This is a genomic window from Leptospira ainlahdjerensis, from assembly GCF_016919175.1.
Taxonomy (GTDB): Bacteria; Spirochaetota; Leptospiria; order Leptospirales; family Leptospiraceae; genus Leptospira; species Leptospira ainlahdjerensis.
Map to the genome: position 1 here is coordinate 1 of NZ_JAFFPU010000043.1, position 13,688 is coordinate 13,688.

A 13,688-nucleotide genomic window follows, 5' to 3' on the forward strand; every position below is an offset into this window, starting at 1 on the left:
GGTATCCATCATTCTGCAAGGCAAACATCTGATTGCTTTCAAGCGAACTCGAAAGCTGGACGCCTTTTATTCTTTTTGAAAACATGTCCAAAGCGAAACGTTAAAAATAAAAGACCAAGTTCGTCGTCATCATTCTATCTTAGATCGAGGTTTGTATGAAAATTAAAAAAAATCAAAGAGGTTTTTTGTGCAAAGATGGAGAATACGTCCGGCTGCTTTTTCCAGGGAATTATTTTTCCTTTTTCGGGGAAACGATAGAAATTCATCCGATCCTAAATCCGCTCTCCTCTAAAATCGACTTTGCTTTTTTAAAAAACGATCCGGTTCTTATGAAAGAATTGGAAGTGATCGATCTCAAAGACAACGAGATCGCACTCCTCTTTGAAGAAGAAAAATTCAAATCCGTTTTGAGAACCGGTATTCATGCGTTTTGGAAAGGGGTTCAAAAGTTAAACTTTATCACAATCAATCTGGACGATCCGTTTATTGAAGAAGGAATCGAGCGCTCCGTATTGATGAAACCGGAAGTCAAAGATCTCGTCGCCTCCTACGCGATCGAATCGTATCAAAAGGGACTTTTGTTTATTGAAAATTCTTTCGCTAAAACCTTAGAGCCGGGGAATTATTTTTTCTGGAAAGGAACAAAATCGATTTCGGTGATTAAGGCCGATTTGAGACAACTTCAAACAGAAGTAACGGGGCAGGAAATTCTCTCGAAAGATAGGATTCCCCTTCGTCTCAACTTTGTTTGTCAGTATAAGATTACGGATCCGATCCAGTGTCTCCTGGAAATAAAAGATTACGAATCCCAACTTTACATCCACCTACAGTTGGTTTTGAGAGAATACATCGGATCTTTAACGTTAGACGAAATCCTTATCAAAAAAGAGGAAATCGGTTCTTATGTTACGGAAAAAATCAAAACATCGATGCCGGCGATGGGCTTGGAGATTCTCTTTGGTGGAGTAAAGGACGTAATTCTTCCGGGAGAAATCAAAGAAATCCTCAATCAGGTTTTGATCGCCGAGAAAAAAGCGCAAGCAAACGTGATCATGCGAAGGGAAGAAACCGCGTCCACAAGAAGTTTGTTAAACACGGCGAAACTGATGGAAGAGAATACAACTCTCTACAAACTCAAAGAACTGGAATACGTGGAACGAATCAGCGAGAAGATCAGTCAGATCACGTTAACGGGCGGAATTCAGATCATAGATCAACTAAAAGGGTTTGCTTCTTCCCGCACAGGAGAAAGATAAATAATCGAGGAATCTTCGAAAAGATTTTTTATTTCATTCCGTTTCGAATACGATCTTCCTTTTGCGAGAGCGATCGGAAAATCGTAATATCGTAATATCTTTGATTTCTTCAATAGGCAGAATTAGACCCATAGTTTTTAAAATTTTTTGAATATATCGATATTCGAAAATTTAAATCTATTCGGAAACGGTCTTTTTACCCTTGGTCGGCTTTGCGGGAGCAATTACGGGCAATATTTTCTTTGCGAGTTCCCAAGTTTGAACTTGATGAGCGCTGGAAGACAGATGTCCCGGTGTGGAAGTATTTCCAGCCTGCGTTCCTCCGTGGTAACTTACCGAGGTTACACTACCGGATTCCGCTAAAATAATCACATCCGCCCCGATTTCCCGCGCTTTTTCTTTTACATATTCGATACAGTGAGTCATCTGGCCGCAGCGAACTTCTACGATACCGATTTGTTCCACTCTATAATCGGGTATAGCTCTCATTATGACGTCGATCGAATCAGCTTCCAACAAGGGGGGATATGTTTTTCCGGTAATTGTAAGATTACCCGTAGCACAGCTTGTTACATTCAAAAGCGCAATCCAAACAAAAGTAAAAATCATTCCGCATTTACGGACGTTAGTCATCATTTTAAAATCAGATCTCCTTTAGAAGATCGTTTTTTGAACAGTCGTCTTATGTCAATTAAAAATATTGGAATGGATAAGTTAATAAGAAAGAATCAACTTTACTAAGATCGAAAGCTCGCTTCAAAATAAATTATAAATTTTGAATATACCTTAGAATAACCAATCGTTCGCTTTCTCAGGTTTCGAGCCGTGATAAAAATTCTATAAAAATCATTGTATCGAAAATCAAACTCTGTTCTTGTTCTTTGAACAGCGCAGCGGATCCACAGTAGTTTAAAAAATAGCTTGTATACCAATGCACACTTTTTTCGGACAGAGGATAATAGAATGAATAATTGAATAAGACTCAATTATAACTCTTCCGTTCAGCCTCCTCATTCTAATTAAAACCAAACGACTCAATTATAATTTTATAATCTCGAATTTCTTTAGCAAAAGTTTAAATGCTTAAATCAAATCAAAAATGCAAACAACTTTCGTCGTCTTTTGCCTTTCCAAATAGTTTGAGTTACAATCTTTCGTTGGTCCAAATCCAAAAGCCCGCCCCTCAAACAACATCTATAGTAGAACAAAGCCACTTTAACGCATCATAGATCCTTATTATTTTATTTCGCTTAACAAAACCTATTTAAAACAAAAAATGTTTTTAAGTTTTTATGTAGCCAGCATTGGCTCCATTTTTTCCATAGTCAAACTGAAGCTTTATGATTTAGAAAACTTTATGCCAACTTTTAGCAATTACAAAGATAGAAAATGAATTTGGACACAAAACGAATAACGTGTGCATATTCTTAAGCAGAAAACGACTAAATTCTAAGTTAAAACACAGAGAGAGGAAAGAACTCATGTTAAAAGGCGACTCTATTTTTGTAAGGATCAAACTCTATTTGATTCCATCCTTACTCATCCCATTCTTGATTACTTGCGGCTGGTTTGAAAAAGATCGAGGCGCTATGGAAAACGTGGATCTTGCCGCCGCCACTTGGTTGGTCGCTGAATCAGTAAAGACTCAAGTAAACAGCGAAGGTGTTCCTATTAAACCAGGACAACCCGCTACAACTACGCCGGTAACAACTCCTGTGAACGGCCTATTCAATCTTCCGCCTGGAAAATCCGTTACCGCAACGGCCTTGATGGGAACAATCGATCCCACCGGTACAACCATCGTCAATGATTTCGACGGCGACGGAATCTTAAATCAAAATGAAACGTTAAGCAACGTTTGGGTTGCCGATTATCCTCAGATCGAAACAGTCATCGCTCCTCCCGTTACTTTAAAAATTCAGATTCTAAAAAACTCGAGCAACCAAAGCGATGAAATTGTGAGCGAGATCAACTCCAATGATTTTGAAGCTTCTAAAAACGAAGGCTCGGATAAAATACACCAATCGGAATTGAGCGAGAGAACCGTTCAGTTTCAAGACTCGTTTAGTTCGGAGACTGAACTTGGAACTTCTCATGAAACTTCTACATCCGCTGGTTTCGAAGGTAGCTATGGAATGGGTCTGGTTTCTACTGGTATGAATTACAGCAATAGCTCGAAGGAAAGCTGGACCGCAAAAAACGCGGTTTCCGCTACGACTACCAAATGGGCGGACCGTCCTTTTAAAAACAATTTAGACCGAGACGCTTGGAATCTAAAATCGGATTCTTCCACAAACAAAGCGAGAAGATATCGCTCCGATAAATCTTCCAAGATCAACGAAACTTCTACCGTTGAACCGAACGCAGGCGTGGTAAGGGCGGCTCTTTATATAAAAAATCTTTCCGTAAACATGCCGGTTAAAATTTCAAATATCCTCTGCTCCTTGATGTTCGAAACTCCTGCAGGGGAACTCGTACCTATGTCCTCCTTTCGATTGAGAAACGACGACTACAGTCTTTTTGAAGTCGAAGTTTATGGAGGTACTGATTTCGGTCCCTACGTTGTTGAATTAACAAATTTGAATACTTCTGAAGTAGAAAAGGCGATTGCCGCCGGATACACTCCCAAGATCATGATCGTCGATTATGCGATGACACATGTGCCGGATTCGAATTATAAATCCAATCTTCTCAATTTTTCCGGAAACAATCTAAAAATCATTGAGGAAAATGCTAAAGGTAGAACTGCATTAGTAAAAGTGTATGGACCTGGGATCAGGGAAATGTATAGAGTTACCGCTTTTGATACCCCTAATGTTACGGATCCTTGCACTACTACAGCAACGGATATTTTTTCGCCGGGGATTACTCTCAAAAAAGCTTTGGAAAGAATTTCTTGTTCCGGAAACGAAATCACATTCAAAGACTACGTCATCGATATGACTGAAGCCGCGCCAACCTTGGCGGAATCCAGAGTCTACTTAAAAGGGATTCGATCCTTCGGCGGGATCAGTACACAAATTCCTTGCGTTGACGAAACGAACACGGGCACGGACGGTTTATCAAGAACCGCTTGTGTTCAAAAACCTTATAGTCAATGGACTGATGTCGAAAAAAATACTTCCGGAGTTTGGGCCGTTTTCTCACGTGGAAAATTTTATTCTCCAACCGAATATTGGACCGACGCAGGTTCGGTAAGGAAATTTGATCCTTGGCGGGGTAGTATAGCCGCTCCGATTGTAAAAGGTGCGGACTCTATCATTTGGGCAGGAGACAACTACGATCTAGTTTACATTTCCTTTAAGGATTTTATTAAGGCAGAGAAAAAATTCGGTACAAACCCTCTTGAAACGGGATCGGGGTATCCATTCAATACTAAATGGGATCTGAAGTCTTTAGGTGATCATCCCTATTACCCAGATACGAATTCACTCTTTTTGGGCGAGGTGGGCTTTGGTGAAAAAATCGAACTGAAAATACAGTTGAATAAGACCAAATTCTTAGCGCCTAATTTCGGTTCGCCTACCGATGCGGGAACCTACCAATATTATACGAACTTTAACTACAATCTGCAAACAACTTCGGATCGCTATAATATAAACCAGGCCGCCGATTTTGAAATCAGTATGGGATTTGGAGGGGCACGTACCGATTGGTTTCATATCATTAAAGACCTCAGCACAAGCGATCCGTATAAATTGAAGAATTGCGGAACGACTCTCGATTTCATCAATCAGATCTACAACCTTTGCGTCCAGCTACCTACGTTAAGCACAACTTTAGATCCGGCAATCAGTTTAGTAAAACTTTATATTCGACCATCCTTGAACAATGCATATCGTCGAACAGTTTGGCCTCTTCATTATTCGCAGGTTCGGAAAATGAGAGGGGAAGCGGGTTTACCGATTGCCGCTGGATCAGCCACAATCCGTGTCGCAAATTCTTACGGGACTGCAAACGTTGGGGATAGAATTTATATCCAAGGAGACACGTCTTCTTATAGAATTCTGCAGGTTTTACCTCCGCAAGCCGACGGTTCTTACGACGTTCAGTTGGAAACTCCCGTCGTGGCAAATGCGGAGAAGACGACCCAAGTTTATATCCCAGGAAGCTTGACTTCTCCGGATGTAAAACTTGTTATCGATAACGGCTTTTCTACGGATTGGAACAATTTCGTCGCGTCCGTTTTCAATTCCACCGCCTTTGACCAAGTCCAGTATCGTCCATTCTTACAAAGCGCCTCCGTTAATTGTTCAACCAATCCATTTCATCCGGCATCTTGCCTAGGATTTGCACCGGACATGAATGCAATTAACTGGATAGGGATTTATAACGAAGGTGTGGCCCTCTGGAACTCCTGGTCAGACGGCGGAGACTTTAAGAATTTCTTATATAGTGGATTGGTTCGCTTATCCACATCGACTGGCAAATCGTATCGTCTGGAAAGTGCAAACACAGACTTTACTGTGAGTGCGGATGTGAATGCGCAGAGTTTAGGCAACGTGAGGGTTGTCAGCCATGGGGATGTTTCCCTTTCGGTTTGGAGACAGGGAACTACTCTCATCGGAAAATACCATCAAATCAGTACTGGGCTACCTCTGGGCAACCCGTTCAACATCAATACTGCCGCCTCGACGGGGAATTACCAAGTCAAAGCGAAAAACGGAAAAGCAATCATCGCGTGGGAGAACGGTAACAATATCTACGCCAACCTGAGAGACCTGACAACCACCGTTTCCCTTGTCAATGAGACCTTAGTAACTACGCGGTTTTCGCCCTCAGGTCCACTTTATAACTTCGATCCGGCTATGGTACAATCCTACTGGAGAATTGATATCGCTATTGGAAACGGACGGGCGGCAATCATTTGGAACGATTTCTCAATGGCAACATCCCCTTCGGCATCTGCGATTCCTTGCAGTGCGGGTACTTGCGACCTCTATCCGAGAACATTTGCAGTCAATCTGAGAATTATCAGCACGGACACGGGGATATTCCAAGGTGGAAGTAGAACGGTCAGAAGTTATTCGGACAATTTCGAAGCTCCATACATTTTCATGAGTCCGCCTATGCTTGTTTACTACATTCAATCTTATGTGCTGGACTTTAGTGTAGACGCAACGAGTGAAAATCAGATAATAATCGCTTCCAATCTACAGACCGTTAACACTCAAGATCATACCTTTGTAAGCACTATCTTCAATTTGAACGACGGTTCTAAAATTGGAACGGAAAAAACTCTGATCTCGGAAACAATACGGCCTATCGATTCTCATTCAGTCAAAGCAAACAATGGCAAGGCAACGGTAATATGGCGTAGAATCGACGGCGTAGTTTTTGGAAGAGGAATCGACCTTTCGAATTCCGACTTGGTCGGAAACGATAATGAAATCTTAGAATCGGGGCCGGTGGAATATCTAGTTTTTTCGTCCTCGGGCGATACAGGTCTTTTGACATATCGGACAAACGCAAAGGAAGTTCGATTGAAGACTTTAAATCTACAGACCAGTCAATTATTATATCCGGGATTCCTCGTTCTTGGAACCGGTAGTGCTGACGCAAGATCACCCGGTCAGAGTATTCTTTCAGGAAACAAAGTTCTTACAACCTGGGAACAAACAAACGGAACCAAAAAAACCATCTGGGGTAGAATCAGCGACGTTAGTTCCTTTACGATCGACGGTCAAAAAGAATTCCAATTAAGCACAACCAATGAAGGAATTCAGTTTAACCCTACTGCAATTGTCAATTCTGGATCGAACCTAGGCCTTGTAATGTGGGTGTCTCAAGATAAAACCCAACAAAGAATCCGTGGTGCCAAAATTGATCTCAACAATCCGGGTGCGCTCAAATACGGTCTCAACAACTTCTTTGTAGCTCCTTTGATCGAAAGAGATTTTACGGTTCGTGCCAGAATCAAATACTGATCGATCTCGGAATCAAGAAAGATATGAAAGGTCGAACAATCGCGGTCATGCTTATGACCGCATTCTTTCTTACATCCTCCTGTAAGTTAGTCGCGGGCAAAGGCAAAAGTGACAACTGGTTCTGGGCAATATTAGGAATTCCGAATGGAGCCGGCTTTCCATCCTCCCCCGGTGGTGGATCTGGACCGGATTCGGCCCCAGCTCCCGAAGGAAGCGATCTTTTTTCTATTTCTACAAACTACAGTAGCGCTATCGACGATCCGGACACCAAAGCCGATCCGCTCGCCGGCACTGCGTTCATTGCTCCACCGGAACCCAATCACTACGGCGGGGTTTCTCTCTCCTATCCGATTCACACTCCTCCGGGGAGAGCAGGAGTGGAACCAAAGTTAACTCTTTCTTATTCTTCCACCGGCGGAGACGGATGGGTCGGCGTAGGTTGGAATCTTGGTTTAGGTTCGATCACTCGAACTCCGGAATACGGGGCATTGTACTATGATGCTCGCGATTCTTTCACCTGGAATGGGACAAGGCTCGTAAAAGTGGCAGGTGGAACAACCAACGAGAACGGAACGTATCGACCCGAGATTACCGGAGAGGACTTAGTCGTATTACGTTTGAGTAATATTGAAAGCGGTGGGGTCTGGGAAGTTCTGGATTCTTCCGGAACAAAGACGATTTTCGGGGAAGCTACTTCGAGTAGAATCTACAATCCTTCCACTCCAAATCAGACTTATAGTTGGTATCTTTCCAAAACCGAGGACAGAAACGGAAACTATCTCCAAGTCGCTTACGATACATCCGAATATTATGATAAACGAAACCTCTATCTCAAAGAAATCCGCTATACGGGTAACTCTAAGAGCGGAGCTGCTGCGCGTCAGTATGTAAAATTTATTACCAGACAAAGGGAGGACTTCTACGTTTCCAACGCTCCCGGATTTTTGATGAAAATGGATAAGGTTCTGGAAAGAATCGAAGTGGGTTGGGACGGAGGCGGGAAACTCTGGGATTATACCCCCGTCTACGAAACTTCCGATGATTCCGGAAGACCGAGACTCAAGACGATTCAATCCAGTCGTCATACGACTCAACCCGAATTTCAATATCAATCTTCCAGTCGCCTTCTTACCTGGCAGAATATCGTGAACCAAGCTTCTTCGGAAGCTGAAGATTCTCCCGAATCCACTCAATACTTTGAGGGAGATTTTAACGGGGATGGAATCTCCGATATGCTCTTTTTTAATCCGAAGTCCGGAAATTGGAAAGCCGCAGAAGGAAGAAAGGAAGGCGGTTATAATTTTAAGATCTACGCGAATCGTTATCAAGGTTATAATAGCGATGAAAAGATTCGGTTCTTTAAATGGAACGTTAGCGGCGATTATAACGGAGACGGACGTTCCGACATCGCATTCTATCTTCCTGAAACCAGAGACTTTATCGTAGCTGAACACGACGGACGTGTCTTTCAATTCAAATCCTACGGACGTTTGATGGCCGGCGTTCCGGACATCTTTCGTATGGAATGGTTTCCCGGCGACTACGATGGAAACGGCCTCTCAGATTCCGTTCTCTTTGACGAGCCTACGGGTCAATGGACTTTGATGCTCAACAAAGGTGGCAGTTTTGAATTCCTTCGTTTCGCTAAAAAATTTCAGAACGTCTTTCGAGGAGATTATTCTCCGGATGGAAACTTAGATAGCGCTTCCACAAACGATTCTTCCAAATCGGGAAAAGATCGCGACAAAGTTAACTTCCTTGTCGGCGATTACAACGGCGACGGAAGAACCGATATCTCTCTCTACGATTCGAGATCCGGAAGATGGCTCGTAGGCGAGAACTATCGTAACGACAACAAAACCGATCCCATCTATTTTAAGATGCAATGGAAGTTGTATAAGGTTTTTACGGCTCCGGAACAGGCAATCTTTACTCACGATCGATTCTCCGGAGATTTTAACGGAGACGGCTTTTCGGATTTTTTACTTTTCGATCGTAGCTCCGGACAATGGACGTTAGGCGAAACTGGAAACGGAACGATCAATTTTAAAATCTGGTCTTCGACTCCTCAGTTTAAACCGATCACGCGCTGGCTCCAAGGAGATTTTAACGGTGACGGCAGAACCGATATCGGATTTTTCTCCGCAAACGACGGAAAGTTTTGGATCGGCGAATCCACATTAAACGGATTTCGTTATAAAATCTACAGCGACATGAGCTACGGTCCGGATCAGGACCGTATTATGAAAACGCCTCTTCCTAAGGACGAGGTCAAACTGGAACAAGCGACCGCGAATTTTACGGCGGCTTCCGCTTCGAAAGCAATCTTACTCAAATATAAATATGATGGAAATCTAAACTCTTCGAGAGGAGAACTCGTTTTCCCAGGTTGTTTTACCGTGGACGATTGTTCTTCTTCTCCCGAACTTTTGATTTTTGATCGTAAGGCAAATGTCTTTGATCTGAAACAAGGAAATTCTTTTACCGAAAGAGTAAATACTTCTCTCAATCCTGAAACTTCGGGTGTTACGATTCTTTTTGGCGGAAAACCGGATCGTTATACGAATACTACTAAGGATGAAGTTCTTTTCCATAAAAAACAGGGAAACACTAATCAGCTTTTTGTTTTAAAGAATACGAGCGGAACCGCATTCGACGTTTCTAATTTAGCTTCTTTCTCCGATACGGACGTCACGAAATTCGACCCGTCAAACAGCGGTTATGTGGTAGATCATTTCGAGACGAACTCCTCTCAATCCGCTCTGATTTTGGATGATCAGACTTCTTCCGGAAGTGCGAGGTTTGTTCTCACCGGACTTGGTGGAACGAAAATTCTCACTCCAAGCGGCGATCTTTCTTCGACCGATCTCAACGATCTTTTTCAAGCTGGGACGAGCGAAAATCGTCAACGTAGAAAAGAATTTAGTTTATTCTCAGGGAAATTTACTACGACCCAGGCGCAACTCGCGCTTGTGGACAGAAGAACCACGGTTCACAAATGGTATCTTGGAACGATCAGCGGAACTCAGATTCAGTTCAAACGTCTGAGCGGTGACATCCCTCTTCCAATCACAACTTCGGATTATAATTCCGCGAGCACGGCGGGGATTCAGTACGCGCTGACTTCGGACTCATCGATTGTATTCGGAAAGACCCTCGATAACGGCACTTCGTTTTACAAAATAAAAATTAATGCGACTACGGTTTCGCGTTCCCTTTACAACGCGGGAACAATCGGATTTAGCGATCGATTCGATAACAACGGAAACCCGATCATCATCGGAAGCGGCGACGATAAGATTTACGATCTTGCGCAGAGTAAAATGTCCTATCTTCCGTCTAACGTGCTTGTTAAAACCTTGGAAAGACCGGACCTCATCGCGCAAGTCTATGTCTTTCAGTGGATCCAAGGCGATTACAACGGAGACGGACTGACCGATATCGGGATCTTTCATCTCAAAGAACCGACTTGGTATTTCGCGCTCTCCACGGGTGTTGTTCCCGACGTGATCGAAAAGGTAAAGAATGGAATCGGAGGCTTTTACGAATTCACATACGAACATTCCACAAAGTTCGACAATACCGGAGACGACGATATCCCGGATCTTCCCACGAGTTATAGAGTTTGCACATCGATTACGTTAGACGATGGATTCTCCAATCGTGTGACCAAAGATTACGAATACAAAAACGGTTTTGCTTTCTCTTCGTTTATCAACGGAAAAAAAGAAACCGACTTTTTCGGTTTTTCCGAATTCACCGTAAAGGAAGCTTACGGTGCAAGAACGATTCATACGTATTATACAAACCCCTACTCCGATTTTATGCAGAACCGCGCGCTTGGTGGAGCTGAAAAAGAAACAAAGATCATCGGAAATGATAATAGAGAATACGGAAACATTCTAAACACGTACGAAATCAAGCAGATCAGCACGACTCCGGGTGCGATCAGCTACATGGCTCAAACTACAAAGATCGAAAAGTTTATGAACGGCTCTCGCACGAGCACACAGAGTTTTGATACGATTTTGGACGGTTATAAGATCGGCAGAAAGACCGACAGTACAACCGATCATTTCAGCGACGGAGCCCATTCTCCCGTTACGATTTCGAATATTACGGATTTTGAAACCGATGACACGAACAACCAAAGAAGAGCGACTCGTCAGGTTTCTTTCTCGGGAAGTGTTCACGAAACGATTTCCATTCTTTCTTATGATATCCGCGGGAATCTAAACAAGAACGTTGCGACTTATACCGGAGGCGGACTTCCTGCAGTAAGCGCCAAAACATTAGAATATGATTATGATACCTACGGAAATCCGACTCTTGAAAAAGATTCGAGCGGAAGTCCAAGCAGAGGAACTTCGTATTCTTATGACAACGAACTCAATCAATTTGTAACGCAGAAAGTTTCGTTCGGCGGTTCTCTTCAGTTCGCAATTCAACACAAGATCGACTACGGATCAGCGTTCGGTTCCGACTCGGAAGAGACCGATGCAAACGGAAACAAAAGTTATTTTGAATATGATTCTTATGGAAGATTGATTCGTTCGAGCGCGGATACGGACGACGGGACAAGAACGATCACAAATCATTCTTATGATGTTTCCTTCCCTCTGAGCGCAAAGACGGTTCTTCCATCGGGAACGAGCGATCCGGACTTCACTTCGAGAACGTATGCGGACGGAATGGGAAGAGCGATCTACTCAGTCAAGACAGCGTCTAACGGAAATTATACGATCACGGGAAGACTTGTCTACGATGGAAACGGAAAATTAATCCGAAAAGGTCAGTCCAACTGGGCCTCTTCCGGCGAGATCGACAAGTTTGTCCTTCATCTGGAAGAACGCAATCCTACTAGTTTTGAATACGATCCGATCGGAAGAATCAAAAAGACCACGATGCCGACTGCGGAAGGGGAAATGTCTCCGACGACGATCGTCACGAATTATAACGATCCGTTTGAGAGCACGGAAAATCACAGTAGCGGTCAGAGCAAAAGAATCGTTAAGGACGGAAGAGGACAGATTCTTTATGTCGAAGACTTTGCCTCCGATGGAACGCAGGCAAAAATCGGTTTCTGTTACGATCTCGCGGGTCACAGAACAAAGAAGTCCGATTTAAACGACGGTTCTCCTCTTTCTTGTTCGAACATCGCGAGCGGAGTTTCCGTAAAAGACACTTCGGGTAAAAATCAAGCCTTCTGGTTGTATGACGCTTTTGGAAGACTGCGTCAGGACAGCGATCCCGATCTTGGTGTGGGAAGCTTTTCGTATAACAATTTCGGGGACCTTACTTCAAGCACGAACGCGAGAGGAATCACCACAACTCTTCAGTATGACGCGATCGGAAGAATCAACGTAAAACAGATTCCGGAAGGAGACATTCATTATACATACGATTCTTATGCGGGAAGCGAGAACGCACAAGGAAAGATCGTTCGGATCGAAGACGGGGTTCAGAACAAAACCTTTAGCTATGACAAGTTGGGAAGGGTTAAAAAAGAAACTCGGATGATTTTGAGTTCTCCGATTCCCGAAACACAGGGTCCGTACATTACGGAAACGAAATATGATCTTTTGGGCCGAGTTTCCAAGATCGATTATCCGGAACATCCGATCTCTCACGGAAGAATGCGCGCTTGTTACGAATACGGAACTGCCGGTTATATCGCCGGGATTTCCATCCAAGTCAATACGAACGGAATTCTTCCCGGATTTTGCAACAAGGATCTCGTAGAGAATATCACTTACAACGAATTCGGTCAGACAGCGGGATTTACTCTCGGGAACGGAATCGAAACGACCTACGGATACGATATCAAAGGGAGAATGGTACGTCTTCATTCTTCCGGAGACGTGGACGGAAGCGCAAAAGTTTTGCAGGATGCGGTTTATGCGTTTAACAGCAAAAACAATATTACGAATATCACAAATACTTCCACGGATTACAACGCTCAGTACAATTACGACTACGACGGGCTGGGTCGCTTAACAAATGCGATCGGAAGTTACGTCGAGACTTCGGATAATCTTACCAAACAATTCAGACAGAGCTATTCTTACGCGAAAAACGGAAACCTAACTGCAAAGCGTATTCATGATCCGAGCAACGGAAGCATAACGGACGAGTGGAGTTATCAATACGAGAACCACCAGGCTCTTAAGATCGATTCGAGCAAAACCGGAAACGATACTCTCACGATGCAATACGATGCGAGTGGAAACCTTACTCGCCAGAGAGACAACGCAAAAGACTTAACGAAAAAAATCAACATCGATTCCCAGGACAGAATCACTCAGATCCAAGACGCAAACAATGCGGTCCAAGGAAAATACTGGTATGACGAGGGGGGATTTCGTGTTCGTAAAAGTTCCCTCCAACAAAAGAACAATCAATTTACAAACGTAGAGATTCTTTATCCGAGCAAATTCTACGGACTCGAATACATCGAGAGCGAGAATATCGTCACTTCGGTTAACAACGTATATCTCAACGGAAT

4 protein-coding genes are annotated in these 13,688 nt (G+C 43.3%); 3 read left to right on the forward strand and 1 reads right to left on the reverse strand.

Translation table 11 applies throughout. The features are described 5' to 3' along the window. Positions 1–155 precede the first annotated feature (155 nt). Positions 156–1,256 carry a slipin family protein gene (locus JWG45_RS12425; RefSeq protein ID WP_205280016.1) on the forward strand — a complete coding sequence of 367 codons (1,101 nt, stop codon included), beginning with the start codon at positions 156–158 and terminating at the stop codon, positions 1,254–1,256. Positions 1,257–1,433: 177 nt separating this feature from the next. Here the strand turns inward: JWG45_RS12425 and JWG45_RS12430 are convergent, their stop codons facing one another. Continuing rightward, positions 1,434–1,892: an LA_1841 family salt-regulated protein gene (locus JWG45_RS12430; RefSeq protein ID WP_205280017.1), complete on the reverse strand. Its 459-nt coding sequence runs from the start codon at positions 1,890–1,892 to the stop codon at positions 1,434–1,436. 845 nt (positions 1,893–2,737) lie between these two features. On the opposite strand from JWG45_RS12430, the gene JWG45_RS12435 reads away from it, so the two are divergent. Together JWG45_RS12435 and JWG45_RS12440 are read left to right on the forward strand one after the other, a co-directional pair. Beyond that, positions 2,738–7,183: an LIC12048 family lipoprotein gene (locus tag JWG45_RS12435; RefSeq protein ID WP_232380666.1), complete on the forward strand. Its 4,446-nt coding sequence runs from the start codon at positions 2,738–2,740 to the stop codon at positions 7,181–7,183. 47 nt (positions 7,184–7,230) lie between these two features. After that, a partial coding sequence (locus JWG45_RS12440) for a SpvB/TcaC N-terminal domain-containing protein (protein ID WP_408611630.1) occupies positions 7,231–13,688 on the forward strand: 6,458 nt, incomplete at its 3' end.